Source organism: Roseburia sp. 1XD42-34, from assembly GCF_009917385.1.
GTDB lineage: Bacteria > Bacillota > Bacilli > Bacillales > Amphibacillaceae > Virgibacillus.
Genome location: NZ_QWLJ01000006.1, coordinates 133787 through 152625, shown reverse-complemented (window position 1 = coordinate 152625; position 18839 = coordinate 133787). Strand labels below are relative to the sequence as shown.

Sequence of the window (18839 nt, the reverse complement as noted above, 5' to 3'; positions counted from 1 at the left end):
TTTGTTTAGTATAACAGGACTTTCTATCCTTTTGTCGAATGAACATAATATACAGGTTCAAGAAAGGAGGATGTTATTTGCTTACAAAAGATACTCGAATTGGATTTATAGGAACTGGCGTCATGGGGTCCAGTATGGTAAAGCGAATCATGCATGCAGGCTATAGCGTGTACATTTATACACGAACAAAACAAAAAGCCGAAGCTTTACTTAACGCTGGCGCCGTTTGGGAAGATTCTATTGCTGATTTGGCCAAAAAATGTACCGTCATTATTACGATGGTTGGGTACCCAAGTGATGTGGAAGAAGTTTATTTCAGTGATCAAGGCATTTTAAAAAATGCTACCAATGGATCTTATTTTATTGATATGACGACATCTAAGCCTAAGCTAGCAATACGAATAGCGAAAGAAGCTGAAAAAAAAGGTTGCCTTGCATTAGATGCACCTGTTTCTGGTGGAGATATTGGAGCTAAAAATGGCAAGCTCACCATTATGGTTGGTGGTCATGAGCAAGCATTTTATCATGTGCTCGAATTATTTCAAATCATGGGAAATAACATCATTTTACAAGGGGAAGCTGGCGCTGGACAACATACGAAATTAGCAAACCAAATCACCATTGCATCCAATATGATTGGCGTCTGTGAAGCTATTGCCTATGCCAAAAAGACGGGTCTTGACCCTGAGCGTGTGCTAGATAGTATCACCACTGGAGCAGCTGGGAGTTGGTCTCTTTCCAATCTGGCACCACGGATGATTCAAGGGGACTACGCACCTGGATTTTACGTCAAACATTTTATTAAAGATATGAAAATCGCATTGGAATCAGCTGAGGAGATCGGCCTTTCCACACCAGGATTAGCATTATCTTTAAGGCTTTACCAAGAACTGGAAGCAAACGGAGAAGCCGACAGTGGCACGCAAGCATTAATCAAACTGATTTCTACCTAGCAATAGTGCGGAACGAAGACATTTCAAATGAGAAGGGATAATACATGATAGTATGTGTTGCTCTTCTTTTTTGATAACCTATTTTTTAAAAAATTTTAAAAATATATAGCAATCCATTTTAAAGGATGCTACGATTGCAATGTGCAACAAAAAAGAGAGGAAGAAGGAACATGAATAAAATGAAATCAAAAATTGAAATTATCCCTAGTTTACGTATTGCTTTTATGCGACGAATTGGTCCATATGGTCCGGAAAACATCAAAGTCATGGAAAGGTTAAAAAAATGGGCTGCTGAAAAGAAAATCCTTCAATCGGCAACTATTTTTGCTATTCCTCAGGATAACCCAGACATAACTTCACCTGAAAACTGTCGATTTGATGCTTGTATTGTAATCTCTGATGAATACCAAATAATGGACGAATCCATTAACGAACGTAAACTTTCTGGCGGGAAATACGTTGTTTATGAAATCAAACATACAGCTGCACATATTGCAACAGCGTACACGACGATTTTTCCGGACTTAAAAGCGAAGGGATATCAAATAGAAAATAGACCCATTTTGGAAAGATATACTGGTGATATGTTTAGCAATCCGCATTGCGAAATATGTGTGCCCATAAAGTGAATCTTCACTAGCAGGGATTTTCGTTCATCCCCCACTGATTGATTATTAATACCATAATGATATGACCTAAAGGCCGCTTACGAAATAGGGCTGTTTAGGTGCTGTTATCTCTCACTTCGACTTGTCTCGCTGGAACAGTGGTAGTTTTACAGCGTTTTATATACGTGATAAAATAATACGCTTCTTAAGCAGTTTTTATTAACACCAAAAAGTAATAAGTTATCCGTGCAGATAACCTATTACTTGCAAACGTCGTCTATTTATGTGAGCTTTTTTTAAAATTCTCGGCTTCCTCTTGTATGGTAAACGCTAAATCGTCGTTACCAAATAACTGTAGCACTTGAAGAACCGTTTCTGTTGCAATAAAATCGGCTTCTTCTTTCGCAACTGTCTGCTCCATCATTTCTTCCAGCACCTTGTTTTGCTGTTGATAGGGATAGGCTTTGTAATAAACCGCTAACGGGTCTAACTCATTATTTACACACCACTGGGCAAATACAAGAATCATCATTTTTTCATTTTGCTGGTAATGGTCAATGATTATTTTATCTTTGTTATTCATAAAACCTAACCACCATTCCTTAACATAAATATCCATGAAAAAGATACCGCTTGTTGTAATTCAAGCGATAAACGCTCATACATGTTTTTGGTTACACCTTGCTTAAGCACACCATATCCATCCACATACTCTAAATTCAACTCTTTACATAACTGTTGCAATTCCCAAGGCATCATCGTATTACAAATCACTTTTTTTCCATGTAAACGTGGATAGCTATTTACACGCGGACCAGCAGTAGGTCCTAAAATTCCTACACATAAATAGCCGCCTGTTTTTACGACTCGCTTCCATTCTTGTAAGACCTGCTTAGGTTTTTCCGTCCATTCTAAAACATTAATCGCCATTACTGCTTCAAATGCATTAGTAGAAAATGGAAGTTGCAGTGCATCTCCTTGCATAACCATTATATCATTAGGAAGCTGTTGTTTTGCATATTGAACCATTACAGAGGAAATATCCAGCGCAGTCACTTGGTAACCTTGTTCATATAATTTAAAAGTTCCATAGCCATCGCCACAACCAATGTCCAATATATGATCATTCTGACTCATATATTGGCTTACAAAAGGGATAATGCCACTCCTACTACCTGACTCCCACATGTTTTTACTGCGTTCATTCCAAGATTCTGCCCGCTCATCCCATTGTTTTTCCGCTTCCCTACTCCACTTGAAACTCATTATAATTCCCCCCATTGCTCATTCTGATGATTCTATTATGCACTTAATCCACGTCATTTTACAGTATTATCATTCACTTTTTGGTAGCCAACGCGATGCATAGTTATAGATATAATTTGAAGGATAACTTGATATAAAATGAACCTTCATTCCGTAAGAACTTTCTTCCACCTCCTACTGAACTTAGAGGGGTGTGACCTAAAGGCAGCTAAACGAATCGGGCATTTAGGTGCTGTTTTCTCCCACTTAGCCCCTTTTATTTCAACTAAAAATTTTGAAGTGGGAGTCTTACGGCACCTTACATGCAGGGTAAATTCCGATGAGAAGTTGACAGTGCCTCTTTCCAGTGCAATAATTGCTTACAATCAAGGAAACAACAGAAATTATATATGTCGGCATTTATTTTGCGTATTTTAAAAAGGATTGCTGCCCTCGAATTTAAAATTTCAGCAGGTTAGTTACCCTACGTTTGTATTTGTGAAATTAACTGGTATATACATAATAAATGGAAAATAACGTTTTACTCATGTTAACTAAAGGAATATGTCGTAAATAATAAATGTTATTAAGCAATGAAAGGAGAGAGGATTTGGAAGAATTTCTAATTATCTTAAAAGATGTTATCTTGCCTGTTTTTATGATTATGGGGATAGGCTTTTTCTTGCAGCGAAAATTCGATCTTGATTTACAAACGCTCGCAAGACTAAATATTTATTTTCTTGTACCTGGGTTTATCTTTGTTAAACTGTATAATACCGCTTTTTCAGGACAGCTTTTACTACAAATTTTGGTGTTTTTTATTCTATTAATCATTATACTCTATATAATAGCAACCATTACCGCACAGCTTATCGGTTTCGATAAAGGGAGAGCCACTACTTTTTCCAACAGCATCCTTTTCTTTAATTCTGGCAATTATGGTGTCCCTGTGAATGATTTAGTTTTTAAAAGTGATCCACTGGCGATGTCCATTCAAGTTATTATCTTAACTTTGCAAAATATCCTCTTGTTTTCTTATGGCATTTTTTCATTACAATCGATTAAAATTGGTAAACTCCAAGCATTTCTAAGCTATTTTAAAATGCCTGTACTATATGCCATGGTAGCAGGTATTTTGTTAAATATTACAGAAGTTTCCATTCCAACTTTTATATGGGTTCCGGCTAATTATATTGCTGATGCGATGGTGGCCATGGCATTACTCACTTTGGGTGCTCAAGTAGCCCAGCTTCGTCTGAGCTCTAGTCTGCCAACCGTTTATGTAAGCTTAGCTCTCCGCCTCGTTCTTGGGCCACTTGTCGCTCTAGGGATTATATTTTTACTGCAAATGGACGGGCTTGTAGCACAAGCTCTATTTATTGCATCCGCAATGCCCACAGCAGTAAACAGTTCTGTTATTGCACAAGAATACGATAATCACCCAACCTTTGCCGCACAAATTGTTTTATTTTCTACTGTATTTAGTACCATTACTGTAACAGCAGTTATTTATTTATCACGTCTGTTATTTTAATATTAACCAAAGAGGCGTTAGTCCGTCGCTACTGAGAAGAATTTTGTAAAATACGCAGCTAAAATAAGCAGAAGAACACTAATCAACCAGCTAAATAATCCCATGAATCCAAAGAAATATGCCAATATGTTCACAAATACTATCAAAAAGAAACAAATTGGTGTAAGTGCACTTTTAAATCCCGTTACCCCCGCCAGCTTTCTTTTTCTAATGGTAAGAAATACGGCGATAATTAGTATAATCCCTAAGCTACCCCACATTATATCTGCAAACAATAAAAGGATCCTCCCTATAAAGTTAGTTTGATATTTTTTGTAAAGATTGGTATCAGTAAACGACACTATGAAAATAAGCCATACACTATTCGCTACATTGTAACCTAATTTTTATTACAACAACAGGATAATGAGCCGATTTTCACTAGTATAGGTACTATGATAGAGTAGAAGATAACTATAACTGTACTACCACGGTCTATCATCAACCTAAAATTCCCTTTTACTATACCTAAAAATGACAGGGTTCTACTCTAATAGCGTACAATTATACATACTTTACCCGAATCGGACCATAGAGTCTATATATTAGGTTGAAAAGATTTTTCAAGACTGGTTATTGAAGATAGAATTAGGACATTTGTTATCAGATAGACGATGTTTATATTTAAAGAGAATCTTTTGTGTTTATAAACACAAATACCCTTCTTTAATATAAATTTAGTAAATCGTAGACTTCTTGCAATTTTCCGCCTACTCCCTTGCACTTTATTGAAGTATAATACTAGTTCCTATCTCGCTACTTTGATAAAGCGCATCGATCATTTTCGTTACCTTTAACGCTTCTTCAGGCTTAACGACCAATTCATCTGTTCCTAAGCAGGTATCTATAAAATTTTCAGCCTGATGCATCCCAGCTTTAATTAGATCAGCTTTGGCCTCAGAAATGCTATTCATCAGAGTTCCAAGTTTAGGTTGGTACAATTCAAAAGGAAAAACACTTAACCCACCGTGATCACCACTAATACTTAGATGCTTTACATCCTCCTTTATATTTGCTGCCCAAGAGCACTCAAATAATAAGGAGAGGTTGTTTTCAAATGTAATATAGCCCGATACGTGATCATCTACATCGAAAGTTTCGTGATCAAATGGTCCCCAATCATTTATTTGATGTGGTGTTTTACTTAAACGATTATATGTTTTCCCCATTACTTCGATCGGCTTAGGATTACCTAATAGCCAAATAGCTAAATCTAAAAAATGACAACCGAAATCAATTAAACTCCCTCCACCCTGTAATTCTCTGTTCGTAAATACTCCCCAGCCCGGGACCTTTCTTCTTCGCATTGCCTGGATTCTAGTTACTAATGGTTCACCAATTTCATATTGCAGCACAGCTTGTTTAGCAAGCTGTGCTACCTCTGTAAAACGATACTGGTATGCTATTGCAAGCAATCTATCTGCTTTTTGTGCGGCTTGCAGCATTCGTTGGGCCTTTTCATATGTTATTGCCATTGGCTTTTCACAAAGTACATGAACATTCGCTTCTAGTGCTGAAATCGCTATTTCATGGTGGAATTTATTAGGTGTACAAACTACAACTGCATCCACATTTGGAAATAAATCATCATATTGATAGTACACATATGGAATACCAAATTGTTTTGCCACCTCTTGTGCCCGTGTTACATTCACATCGTGCACACCTACTATTTCCACTTTCTCCTTTAAAGCTTGAAATGATGGAATATGTCTACTTTGCGCGATATCACCTACACCAATAAAACCGAGTTTTACTTTTTTCATAGTTAATTTTCACCTACACTTACTATTTGAGTATAATTCGCTTCCCTTTTTATTCCATAGCAGCAATATACCTTGCTCATGCTCGCTAAGGGTAGAGTTTCAATGAACACCAGATATTCTTCACAATGACATGGCGGAATGGACGCTTACAAAATAAGGTATTTAAGTGCCGTTTTCTCCCACTTAGACTTGAAGCTGTACAGATTATCTACTTGCGAAGTGGGAGTCTTACGGCACCTTACATGCGGGATAAATTTATCGTTTCTTGTTTACGATTTGATTCATAAGCAGCAAGCGCGACCTCCATTGCTTTTAAGCCATCCATGCCCGTAATAGATGGACTGCGATTCATTTTTACACAATCCACAAAATCGTTTATTAAAGCATAATCCATGTTATTTCCATAAAAAGCTTGTCGCAACGGCTTGTCCCCATGTTGATACAAGCGAACATGTTCTTGCAGAGCATCTACTTTTACTGTTTTCTTCGTTCCAATAACTTCTATTGTTACATCTCCCCATGTAGGATATTCGGGGAATCTTGACCAACTTGGGTCATGGGAGGCAATAATTCCGTTTTTGAATCCAATTGTTAATAAACCCATGTCATCAATATCGATATCATGAAAAGAAGAATCAACGAATGCTCGAACCTCACTAACTTCCTCACCAGAGTACCAGCGCATAATGTCAACCATATGCACCGTATGATCTAACACGGCCCCTCCACCTGATTTCTGCTCATCAATAAACCAACCACCAGGATTTTGTCCACGATTTGTTGTGCGAAAGGCAATGATTTCTCCTAGCTCGTCATTATCAATTCGTTGCTTTAATACTCTGATAGGTGCACTGAACCTGACTGGAAATGCAATTTGTAAAATAACCTGATGGTGATTACATATATTTATCATTTCAAGAGCATCTTCAACTTTTGTTGCAATCGGTTTTTCACATAAAATATGTTTCTTTGCTTTTGCTGCTTGGACCACCATTTCTTTATGCCTATAATTTTCACTGCAAATGATGACAGCATCCATTTCCTGTTGTAAAAAGGCAGCTTGATCTATAAAGTGAACCGTTTGGTATGTATTCGCAGCAGTAGCTCCCCTCTGTTGATTGTCATCAAATATACCAACCACTTCTACATGAGGAATTGCTTTTAATGCTTTTATATAACTATGTGCATGCATATGAGCCATGCTCATTATACCTATCTTCATAGATTCCAACCTGCTTTCATTAATTGATTTTCCAAGCTATTCATTTTATTTTGTAGTTTACTATTTAACGGCTTACAAGAACTAAGTACAGTATCAATCGTATGATAAAGGGATGCGGAGCAATCTAGAGAAGACGTCGTTTTTATTGGTGCCATCTCATTGCTATCAAATTCTGCAATCGTCCTGTCTCCACTCCAATCAAACGTCAGTTTTTCATAATTAGTTATAGTATATTCCAAGTGAGCTACGGCTCCAGTGGTGAATTGCACCATAATAACAGTGTGTGCCTGTTTAGAGTTGCTCCTATGCTTCACATATAAGTTACATACTTCTCCAAAAAGATAGGTACAAACTAAGATATCTTCTTTACAAACTGGGAAAAATGCTGGTTGTTTCGTTGCACGGTGCAAGCGTAAAACACCTTTTTTCTTAACATCTGCCTCGATAATTTGTTGTAGCTTTTGAAAAAAAGGATATGCAGCTAAATCGAAGTAAACATACATCTCCTTTGCAGACAAAAACTTCTCTGCTTCTGTTGAAGGTGCAATCACTCGATCGGCTTTTTTTACAGCCTCCTTAGCGATTTGATTATTCGCAACAAAAAAGGTATTAACTCTGTCTGTGGAGTCTAATGCTTCCCAGCTATCCACCACTTTATACGAGGCTCCCTCTGATATTAATTTTAGTTTTTTTAAATGATCAACGATAATAAGTTGCATTTTGGTTCCTCCTGTTTACTTATGGCTGGCTAGCAATGAAATAAAAAAATCATGCTAGTCCTCATTGTTCATACTATTTTTTTAAAATGAAGATGAAATAGTTCGATTTTTGCATAAGCTATAACATTGGTGCCACTTTTCATGTTCACTTATCCTCTAAATCCGACCCTTGTATTCTTAGAAAATTTGTTCTTTTCCAGTTTGAGCTGATTCATAGATTTTTTCCAATATGCGCATGATCACAACTCCGTCTGCTACAGGTGCAATTGGCTCCCGACCAGTTTGACAGCATTCCACAAAGTGTGCAATCTCTTTGGAAAATGCAGCAGGAAAATGAAATGAGGAATGGTCTATTTGTGGTTCAATATTTAAGATCGTATCGTGTTTTTCCGTAATAATGTTAAGTCTTGGTTCCAGTTCTGCACCACCCTGGTCACCAAATAACTTTACACTTATCTCATCTTGCTTCAAATGCAGCGTGAAGCTAACATCGACAAATAAAGAGGCTCCGTTGTCAAATTTGATGAATGCACTCGCTAAATCTTCTACATTATTATGTTTTGGGTCATAGTCTGCAGCCTTATAATAAGATAAATTTTCTATATTACTGCGATTCCCCAATTTATGATATGTTTTTCCTACCACTGATACAGGTTTTGGTTTACCCATTACATACCAGCATAAGTCAATCATATGAACTCCTAAATCAATTAGGGGGCCACCGCCTGACTTCATACGCTCACTAAACCAGCCGCCAGGATTCCCTAGTCTTCTTAAGCAAGTTGCCTTTGCGTAGTAGATTTCTCCTATCTCTCCATGGTCCATAAATGATTTAAGCACTTGTGCATTTACTCCATGCCGACGGACAAAACCAACTTGGACTATTTTGTCTGATTGTTTTGCTGCGTTTTCCACTGCGATCGCTTCCTCAACGGTCATACTAAGTGGCTTTTCAACGAGTACATGTTTCCCTGCTTGCAAAGCAGCTATCGTCATTTCAGCATGCGTGTTATTCCATGTACAAATGCTCACCGCATCAATAGAAGGATTAGCTAATAGCTCTTGATAATTGGTATATAAATGCTTTACTTGATATGCCTCTCCTTTTTCTTCTAGCCGCTGTTGATTCATATCGCACAGCGCTAAAATAGTTACTTCTGGATGGTTGAGATATGCATTTATATGCGCCGACGATATAGACCCGACACCGATGATTCCTACATTAAACATAAATAAATTCCCCCTGGATTAGTTTAGTATACTTCTTACACACCTTTAGCTTGGCGATGCTTTAACTCCTATTTGCTTCAAGCAATAACGTTCTTAACCTGGAGACTGCTTTTTGAGTAGCCATCTCTGGGTCAAAGTCCCCTTCATATTCAATCGACAGCCAGCCATCGTAAGGAATCATAGTTAATTGGTTCATAATTGCTCGGAGATCAACAAGACCATCCCCAGGAATGACGCCAATAAACCCTTTTCCTTTTGTTGAATGGAAAGTTCGCGCATGTTCTCCCGCTTGCTTATTACGGAAGTCTTTAAAATGCACATGTTTAATTTGTCTTTTTAATGTTTCTAAAGCTACTAGTGGCTGTTCATGAACTAATAAAAAATTACCAGTATCAAATGCTGCCACAACAAAGGAGCTATTGACCAGCCGAATCATTTCTAAAACTTGTTCTGATCTCCCAGCTAGTAACCCATGATTTTCAATAGCTAAAAACACGCGTTCCCTTTCAGCTACTTCTGCACACTGTTTTAAGCTTTCAACAATGTACGTCTTTGCCTCATCAAAAGAAATAGCATCGTGAGCATTGCCACAAAACACGCGTACGATATTGGTTCCAAGCTGTTTAGCAACATAGATTCCATCCATCACCTTGTTTATTTCATGCAATCGTTCTTCCTTATGTAAACGGACAAAATTATTTGTCACGTCATAAGCAGCTACTTGTAATCCATTTCTTTCTAAAGCTGACTGTACTTGACTTAGCTCTTGTTTTTTATCCTGCCAATATATATCTAGCAGCTCTACACCTGTTATCGAAAGTCTGTTTGCGAAATTCAAAAATTGTATAATAGATAGATTACCCTGTTTTACTTTTGCATGAAGACTGTACATACTAACACTAATTTTCATCGTTATTTCCCTTTCTGCTCTTTATTGCTTAATCGCATAAGCTTGTATTTCTGTCTTGAAAAAGTCATCTTTATGACGCCGTAACAGATTCTCTCTTTTCATATAAACGAAATGTTTTGGAAACAGCCCACATGATGAAGTAGGCAGTCACACTCCCACCAAATAAGAAAATTAATATGGGAATAGAAATATACATAAAATAAACCACAGCACCTATCGCAACAATCAGAAAAATCGTTAGTACCGGATGAATCATACCAATGAGTAATGACCATTTTATATAGCTAAAATTACTCAAACGAAAATGGACATAAATTGGAAAAAAGTAAAGTAACACCATTCCAAAAATGAGCATTACCCCAACTGTGGCAAACATAGCAACAGTATAAGCTGTACCAGATCCTGCTTGGGTAATGCGAAACTCGGTTAATAATAGGTATCCAACTAGTAAGAAAAAAATTCCATGTAAATTCGTTTGCAAAAAGGATTTTTTATACGTTGTCCAAAAGGTACGAAAAATAGGCACCTCTTCCTTTCGTTGTATGACCCATTTCCGAGTAACAGCAAACATAGCTGTCGTTGCAGGCATCAAACCAAACATTCCGAAACCAAGAATCGTAAAACCTATCCACAAGCAATTTAACGTAAATAAACGTATCGCCCAGACACTAAACATATAGTATCCTCTCATAGCTCCTGTCATAAAAGTTAACTCCTTTTGCCGTCAAATAATTTGTACTATTTATTCTTTTACAGAACCAATCAAGACACCTTTCACAAAATATTTTTGCAAAAAAGGGTAAATAATCAATAATGGTAACGCTGATACAATCATTACCGCATATTTTATTAAGTCTGCTGTTTTCACCTGTTCCACTAAGGATCCTGTAGTACCCGCCCCTTCCATCATTCCATCTCCGCTTATTTCATTAACAATTAAAATTTCTCGTAAAACCAGCTGTAACGGATATTTACTTTCATCAGAAAGATAAATGAGTGCTCCGAAGTATTGATTCCACATGCTCACACCATGAAATAATGCCATGACTGCAATTAAGGGAGCCGAGAGAGGAAGAGCAATACGGAAGAAAATAAATATATCAGAAGCCCCATCTATCTTTGCTGCTTCCACTAACTGATCAGGAATACTTTGTTGAAAGAAAGTACGCGCAACTAGAAGCGACCATGCACCAACAACTCCTGGAATTACAATTGCCCACATGGTATCAAGCATACCTAATGATTTAACTACAAGGTATGTAGGGATAAGTCCTCCATTAAATAGCATCGTAAATAAAATAAACCATAGCAAAAGTTTCTTTCCTTTGAGCTCTTTTCGAGATAATGCATAAGAAGCTGGTAATAAAAGTACTAAGTGAATAGCCGTGCCAACTAGTGTATAGATGATCGTATTATAATATCCGCGCCAGATCGCTTCGTTTTGAAATACTTTTTTAAATCCATCAAATGTAATATCGACTGGCCATAACCACATTTTCCCTGTATTAACTGCAGCTGGATCACTAATGGATGCACTAACGATAAAAATAACCGGATATGTAATGACTAATACGATCATCATTACAAATAATATATTTAGTCTATCGAACGTTTTTTCTGAAATACCGCGTTTACCCATCCTGATTCCCTCCTACCATAAACTGTTTTCACTAACTCTGCGTGCTAAATAATTCACCAGGATTAGTAGTATTATATTAATGGCGGAATCGAAAAGTCCGACCGCCGCAGCAAAGCTGTATTGTCCCTCTAACAAACCAGTTTCGTAAACAAACGTTTGAATGATATCAGATGTTTCGGAATTCAGGGAATTCTGCATCAAGAGTACCTTCTCAAACCCGATAGACATAAATTTACCGATATTTAAGATAAACAGAACCACAATTGTAGGTAGAATAGATGGAATATTTATATGCCAAATTCGTTGAAAAGCTGTTGCTCCATCCACCTTTGCTGCCTCATGCAGCTCTGGGTTAACTCCAGCAAGTGCAGCCAAGTAGATAATAGTCCCCCACCCTAATGATTGCCATTCGCCAGACCATACGTAAACATGGCGAAACCATTCTGGACTAGTGAGAAATGGGATTGCTTCGCCACCTAAACCTTTAATAGCAAGATTAACAATTCCAGTAATAGGATCTAGAAAAGCTACGACCATCCCAACCACAACCACAACGGAAATAAAATGTGGAGCGTATGTAAGTGTTTGCGACCATTTTTTAAATGCACTGTTCTTCAGCTCATTCAGCATTAAAGCAAGAATAATTGGCAATGGAAATAAAAGGAGCTGGTATAAATTAAGTAGAATTGTATTTTTTAATAGTCTCCAAAAATAATAGGATTCAAAAAATCGTTCAAAATGACCAAAACCAATCCAAGGGCTGCCAATGATCCCCATATTCGCATAAAAATCCTTAAAGGCGATTTGAACTCCGTACATCGGTATGTAATGAAATATAGTAAAAAAGAGAAGCGTTGGCAGTAATAGTAAATAAAGCTGCCAGTTTCTTTTCATACTTTTCCAAGTTGTTGCCAAACGCTTACGCTTTAAAGTTGGGCCCATTGTTTGTGCCATGAAACATCTCCCTTTTCAAATATTTTGGACGGAGAAGGAGAAGTATTTCTCCGTCCTTTTTAAATCGAAATTATAAAATGAGGTGCTTGGGGATACCAAAATAACCGACTAGCCACGCCCAGCGCATGAGCCCAGCAACGATGCGACTTTAAAAATGCACCATCCGATAAGGCATCATCGGTTCGGAACAAAGAGGAAGGCCGACTAAAAACGGTCTTGCCACTAAGGCGGCGGCATACCTGTTTTTAGTGGCATGATTCCTTTATCTTTCGTTGATTCGTTTCATTCGCTACGTTGCTAAACGGATGACCCGCACCTTTGTTCATCGTCTCCAAGCAAACAAATAATAATTACTTCTCCTGTAGCCGTTTATGAGCTGCTTGTTGAATGTCCATATATTCTTCTAAGCCCATTTTTTCCAACGTTTCTCCATATTTATCCCATTCTGAAAATGGGACATCTCCAACAATAAATTTATCCCGCATTTCAGTAATATACTTGTGTATATCATTACCTACACTATCAAGCACTTTGGTTTCTTCTGATGTAAAAACAAACTCTGGCCAAATTTCTTCAATAATATGAGGCTCTAGCTTTTTAACAGCCTCCTGAGACATCTTCGTGGTTTCTGATCCTTTAAAATAGGCTTCTTTAACGAGAGCAGGATAAAATCCTCCTGGAAATGTTAAATATTTAGCTATCGCTTGTTCAAATGTTAAGCCTTCGGGATTATTTTTAATTTCGTCCACATATTCCAATGAACCGTCCTCTTTTTCCTCGTACGTTTTTCCTTCCACGCCCATGAAAAATAATTTAGCGCCTTCGTCTCCATAAAAATAGTCTACCCAGCGAACAGTTGCTTCCGGATGTTTGTTTGCACTTGTAATAGCAAAAGCTCCTGGTGCCATGACAGGTGAAGTTATTCGCGAATAGAGCTTATCACCAAACGGACCTTCTAAAGCTGATGCTCCTGTATACTTTTCACCAATATCTCCAAAGAGCATATCTGGACTATGATATACGGTACTACCATATAACCCTTTAGAACCATTTGCTAAATATTGGTTGTTTTCAATGGTGAATATATTTTCTTCAATCAAACCTTCCTTATACAATTGATGGATGAATTGCAGCATCTCTTTATATTCATCCGAAGTCGGAACAAAGCGCAATTTGTTACTATCTGAATCTACATCGACATACGGATGTCTGGCGCCCCTATTTTGCAAACCGTATGCACCGCTTAACCAAGCAATTAATCTATCAATAGAAGTTCCCCCAAAAGGAATTTCATCTGCCTTTTTATTTCCATTTGGATCATTTTCCTTTACAGCTTTCAGGTATTTGTAGAAATCATCAACCGTCTCTGGCGTATCCATTTCCAATGCCTTCAACCAATCCTCCCTAATCCACGGTCTTGCCCCAATAAGCACGGAAGTAAACTCGGGTTCAAATAAATAAGGAAATGCATAAATGTTTCCATCAGGCATCGTAATCGCTTTTTTTATTTCAGGATAATCTTCTAAAATTTTCTTTAGATTTGGAGCATAATTTTCTATCAAATCATTTAAAGGAATAAATGTACCCTGTTCACCATATTTTTGTAAATCAGCAAATGATATGCTAGTAGAGTGAAACGCATCTGGCAACGATCCGCTTGCTAAAGCAAGGTTCCTTTTCTCCGCCATTCCTTGCGACGGAACCATTTCCCATTCGATATCAATATTCGTCATTTTTTCGTACTCATTGTATAGTAGTACATCATTCCAATCATCAGCTGTATTAGGCGACTTGTTGGCAAAGAACTTTAATGTAATTGGTTCCTCTACAATTGGCATCTCTGTTTTATTTACATTTTCTGCTGATTTTTTCTTTGCTTCTGACTGTTTATCCTTTTCATTATTACTGCAGGCAACTAGCATCATTACAGATAACATTGTAACGAATAATAACTTTACTCTCATCCTCTGATCCCCTTTGCGGTTTAATTGTGAAACCCTTGATAGCAAATAAACAAGTCTGCGACGTGGTTAAAATCAGTTCCCTATCCAAAAATGACAATTAATCTTCGAAAAACTAATTGATTATAGTCAATTTAATAATTGGGATTTCCTTCATTGACCAACGTCCTAACTTGGTTATAGCATTGGTTCATTCGCTTGGTAAATATGTTGTTTTTTCTAACTATGTCGATCTTAATAAAACTGTTGTTTTTTCTTTACTTTATTGAGGCATGTTACTAATTCTTTTCAGGATTAACCGTTTCATAACCGCGTTTTTTCCAACACCCATAATGGATAGAAAGCTTTAATAGCTTCCTCTTTTTGTTGCAAAAATATTATTTTTAATACCGTATAACGATTTAGTATTTTTTCGCCGTTTATTTTTACCTATTCTTCTTTACTGACACGTAAATTGAATTAGAAGCTCTCCTTAACACATGCCACATATATACCATATATGTATCTGTACACACATGTAATTCTTAATTAATAACTGTCGATTTTTAAGACAAACAAGGCTTATAAAAGTAATAAAACCCAATTTATTTGCATATTTTAAATAATTTTTCAGACAAAATGATTAACTTTTCTTTACTTAAAACAAAATATTTAAAATATATGGAATAATCACTAATTTGCTATACCGCAAAGAAAAAGTCCTTTATAATGAATATAAGTCAGATGGTAACCCGTCTAAACCAAAATAACGACCACTACTGCTGAACAGGAAAATCTAGATATTATTTATGCAACACTAGTGACACAAACGAAATAAATAGCGTAATTCATTAAACAATAAGTTAGGTTCGTAATTTTTTTTAGAACAAAGGTCCATATGACAAAATTTGAGGCAAGTACTAACGACAAACAACCAAATTATTTAACATTGTAAACCAGGTTTTAATTTTATGTTAAAATTCTTTGGCTCAAATAAATAGCTTAAAAATATGCGCTATAGTGAATACATACATGAAAAGTATGAACGGCAAGAAAGGATCGGGGTGGTGGGAATAAAATGCGGCTAAAAAATGGAGAGAAGACACGATTGTTTTACAAATATTTCTTTTCTTATGCAGTTATTTTCTTCATTCCATTTATCACTATTAGTTTTTTCGTTTATAATGAAGCTACTAAAATTATAAAAGAGGAAGTTATTGCCTCTAACATTAGCAAACTGGAACAAGTAAAGGATATATCAGATACAAGAATAAAGGATATGAAAAGCATAGCTACCAATATTGCAACAGATGATAAAATGTCAGCTTTTATGCTTATGCAACCATATGAAAGCAAGCTAGCCATTCAGCAATTAATCAAATATAATGCCAATAACTCTAGTATTGATGGATTATTTTTATATATTGATGGTCACCCTTATATTTATACCTCGAGCGGAACAATCACATTGGATACATATGCACAAAAATCATTTAACTTAAGTAAAAGCGAAACGGAAAATTTAAGGCAAGGTGTGCAAGAAAGTAACGTACCTGTTTTTGATAGACACCAACTTTCATCTACAGACGAACACATTGTTTCTTACATTTATCCTATATCTCAAGGAAATGAAAGAAAAGTTGTTTTTTTAATGAAAGAAAAGTCATATCATAATCTAGTGCAGCATGTGCTAGGGGATTTTAATGGAGCTAATTATATCTTCGATCATCATGAAAATATGATTACAGCGAGCAAAAAAAATAACGCACCTGTTTCTGCTTCTGAAATAAGACAGTTAGCTACCAAAGAGCAAGAGGTCATTCATAAAAAAATGGCAGGAGAAGATTACTCCATTGCCTATATTCGTTCAGATTTAACAGGATGGACCTTTATTACCGCTATGCCGACAAATCAATTTTTCGGTAAATTAGAGGATTTACAGCAAGCCATTATTTACATTTTAATTGCTATTGCAATGATAGGGATCATCATCATAACAATTGTTAGCAGTCGCCAATATAAACCTTTACAAAACCTAGTAAGCCTATTGAGAGCAAAACATATCATTGACTCCAATCATCTTGCTAACCATGCTAAAGATGAACTTACTAGTCTTCACGAGTCCATCTTATATATATCAGATAAAAGTGAAAAATTGTATTTAAAAATGGAGCATCAGGCTCCTTATGTAAGAGAGCAATTATTGTTGCAACTAGTTAGCGGAAATATAGAAAACACAAACGAAATAGTAGCTATATTAGCTGATGTAGGTGTTGACTTTAAGCATAAACATGTATTTGTTTTACTTATTTCCAAGCTTGGAGAAAATGTCCCTTTCTCAGACCAAAGCTCTTTGTATACTAGATTGGATAAGATTGAATTTAAAAATAGCATTGGATATGGTATAGATCTTCCAGACGATAACAGTTATGGTATGATCGTTAGTTTAGATAATGAAGAAGTCCAACACCAATATGTGGATGGAATCATCCAAACAGTAAAAGGTATGATACTCCAAAGCGATTTTTCCATTGGCGTCGGGCAAACCTATAACGAACTAGAAAAAATAAACCGATCCTTTGTTGAGGCGAAAGCTGCAATGGAATATGCCATGATAACCAATCAGGGGATCTGTATTTACTTTGACCAGATTACCCAGCAAAACAATACCACTACCTGGTTTCCTGTAAGCTTGCAAGTGAAGCTTTCGCAGAGTTTAAAGCAAGGTGATTATATTGTTGCCAATGAAACGATAAGTGAAATTTTAAATTATACCATTTCGATTCAAGCCCCTATTTATATGACTAAAGCAATGACGTATGATTTAACCAATACGATGTTAAAAGTGATTGCAGAACAACATTTACTGTACGATGTTACTGATATTAAACGAATTTTTAAATTCCAATCAATCGATGAGTTGTACCACATGCTTGATAGAATTGCCATTTATATTTGTAAAGAAATCAACCAAAAAAAGCGTAACAACCAAAATCTCTTAAATCGGCAGTTACTGGACTATTTACAAAAAGAGTTTACTAACCCTGATTTGAGTCTAGAAAAAGTGGCAGGTTATTTAAATTTATCGGTACCCTATACTAGTCGCTTCATTAAAGAACATACAGGATACACATTTACGCAAATTATTTGGGATATGAGAATGAAAGAATGCCAACGCCTCTTATTAAACACCTCCATACCTATTAAAGAAATCGTTAAGCAAGTAGGCTATTATGATGTTGCTAATTTTACTAGGAGATTCAAGAAAGAAATCGGCCTTACGCCGAGCCAATTTCGAAAAAAGCAAATGAACACTGCTCTTTAATTAGTTATCAATCAGTAGGGGTTTTCATTCATCCCCCACGGCTTGTTAGTACCGTAATGTATAACCTAAAGACACTTACGAAATAGGACAATTAGGTGCTGTGATCTCCCACTTAGACTTCTGCAGTACAGGTGATCCAACTCTTGAAGCAGGAGACTTACAGCATCTCATATACGGGATAAAAATTATACGAAGGTATAATTAATCGGTATTCTGGAGCAGTAAGGTTTCGCTGTATTTTAAGCACTTCTATACAAGAATGATAGAAATTCAAGATAGGTTAAATGGCTTTAGCCCCATGGAATGGATAGCTAAAGCCATTTAAATCATTTTTCACTATCTACTTGGCAGGGGCAATGTATAATTGTTCGCTTGTTTGTAAGAACAAAGGCGCAGAGCGCCCATTTAGCAACGTAGCGACTGGAACGAAGCAACTAAAGTTTTAGGAATCACGGTGAGGTACGAACGAATGATGACTTATCGCAGGGCGATTCGTGAAGTCGCATCGTTGCTGGGCTCATGCGCCGGAGACGTGGCTTATTCGGTTATTCCGTAATCTCCAAGCACCTCATTTTATACTTTTCTTATCTTATTTTAAAAAAATCTTATCATCGCTATGGCAAAACCCTTCGCTATCAGAAGGTCTCCTCAGCTTCTATGGAAAGAAAAGATCACTTTCCTAGGATTCTTCAGCTCGCATTATTCCCGCAGAAGGCAACATATTTTGACTACGATAGAATGGATCACATACTATC

General features: G+C 36.6%; 16 protein-coding genes. 4 read left to right on the top strand and 12 right to left on the bottom strand.

Annotation, left to right across the window (positions count from 1 at the left end):
* Positions 1-77: 77 nt before the first annotated feature.
* Complete coding sequence (locus D1839_RS05155) at positions 78-953, top strand: NAD(P)-dependent oxidoreductase (protein WP_199689974.1); 876 nt, start codon at positions 78-80, stop codon at positions 951-953.
* A 170-nt stretch (positions 954-1123) separates the two neighbouring features.
* Complete coding sequence (locus D1839_RS05150; RefSeq protein ID WP_286164727.1) at positions 1124-1582, top strand: AraC family transcriptional regulator; 459 nt, start codon at positions 1124-1126, stop codon at positions 1580-1582.
* Between the two features lie 256 nt (positions 1583-1838).
* Here D1839_RS05150 and D1839_RS05145 read toward each other — a convergent pair whose 3' ends face one another.
* Positions 1839-2144, bottom strand: coding sequence for a hypothetical protein (locus tag D1839_RS05145; RefSeq protein ID WP_120378970.1), 306 nt, complete (start codon positions 2142-2144; stop codon positions 1839-1841).
* Between the two features lie 5 nt (positions 2145-2149).
* Positions 2150-2827, bottom strand: coding sequence for a class I SAM-dependent methyltransferase (locus tag D1839_RS05140; RefSeq protein WP_120378969.1), 678 nt, complete (start codon positions 2825-2827; stop codon positions 2150-2152).
* 589 nt (positions 2828-3416) lie between these two features.
* Between D1839_RS05140 and D1839_RS05135 the strand changes: the two genes are divergently transcribed.
* Positions 3417-4340, top strand: a complete 924-nt coding sequence (locus tag D1839_RS05135; protein ID WP_120378968.1) for an AEC family transporter — start codon at positions 3417-3419, stop codon at positions 4338-4340.
* Between the two features lie 17 nt (positions 4341-4357).
* Here the strand turns inward: D1839_RS05135 and D1839_RS05130 are convergent, their stop codons facing one another.
* The 10 genes from D1839_RS05130 to D1839_RS05085 all read right to left on the bottom strand — a co-directional run bounded on the left by D1839_RS05130 (position 4358) and on the right by D1839_RS05085 (position 14783).
* Positions 4358-4615, bottom strand: a complete 258-nt coding sequence (locus D1839_RS05130) for a hypothetical protein (RefSeq protein ID WP_199689973.1) — start codon at positions 4613-4615, stop codon at positions 4358-4360.
* 489 nt (positions 4616-5104) lie between these two features.
* Entirely contained in the window at positions 5105-6145 is a 1041-nt protein-coding gene (locus tag D1839_RS05125) for a Gfo/Idh/MocA family protein (protein ID WP_120378967.1), read from the bottom strand.
* A 238-nt stretch (positions 6146-6383) separates the two neighbouring features.
* Positions 6384-7367 carry a Gfo/Idh/MocA family protein gene (locus tag D1839_RS05120; RefSeq protein ID WP_120378966.1) on the bottom strand — a complete coding sequence of 328 codons (984 nt, stop codon included), beginning with the start codon at positions 7365-7367 and terminating at the stop codon, positions 6384-6386.
* Entirely contained in the window at positions 7364-8086 is a 723-nt protein-coding gene (locus D1839_RS05115; RefSeq protein ID WP_120378965.1) for a hypothetical protein, read from the bottom strand. Before D1839_RS05115 ends, D1839_RS05120 begins: the two co-directional genes overlap by 4 nt.
* A gap of 177 nt (positions 8087-8263) precedes the next feature.
* Positions 8264-9316, bottom strand: a complete 1053-nt coding sequence (locus tag D1839_RS05110; protein WP_120378964.1) for a Gfo/Idh/MocA family protein — start codon at positions 9314-9316, stop codon at positions 8264-8266.
* A gap of 61 nt (positions 9317-9377) precedes the next feature.
* On the bottom strand, positions 9378-10226 hold the full coding sequence (locus D1839_RS05105) for a sugar phosphate isomerase/epimerase family protein (RefSeq protein WP_120378963.1): 849 nt from the start codon (positions 10224-10226) through the stop codon (positions 9378-9380).
* A 70-nt stretch (positions 10227-10296) separates the two neighbouring features.
* Positions 10297-10929: a YesL family protein gene (locus D1839_RS05100; RefSeq protein WP_120378962.1), complete on the bottom strand. Its 633-nt coding sequence runs from the start codon at positions 10927-10929 to the stop codon at positions 10297-10299.
* Between the two features lie 39 nt (positions 10930-10968).
* Positions 10969-11865, bottom strand: a complete 897-nt coding sequence (locus D1839_RS05095) for a carbohydrate ABC transporter permease (protein WP_120378961.1) — start codon at positions 11863-11865, stop codon at positions 10969-10971.
* Positions 11866-11877: 12 nt separating this feature from the next.
* On the bottom strand, positions 11878-12819 hold the full coding sequence (locus D1839_RS05090; protein ID WP_286164726.1) for an ABC transporter permease: 942 nt from the start codon (positions 12817-12819) through the stop codon (positions 11878-11880).
* A gap of 350 nt (positions 12820-13169) precedes the next feature.
* The gene (locus tag D1839_RS05085; protein WP_120378960.1) at positions 13170-14783 is read right to left on the bottom strand and encodes an extracellular solute-binding protein; all 1614 of its coding nucleotides are present in this window, start codon (positions 14781-14783) and stop codon (positions 13170-13172) included.
* A gap of 1054 nt (positions 14784-15837) precedes the next feature.
* Between D1839_RS05085 and D1839_RS05080 the strand changes: the two genes are divergently transcribed.
* Positions 15838-18084, top strand: a complete 2247-nt coding sequence (locus D1839_RS05080; protein WP_120378959.1) for a helix-turn-helix domain-containing protein — start codon at positions 15838-15840, stop codon at positions 18082-18084.
* Positions 18085-18839: the final 755 nt, after the last annotated feature.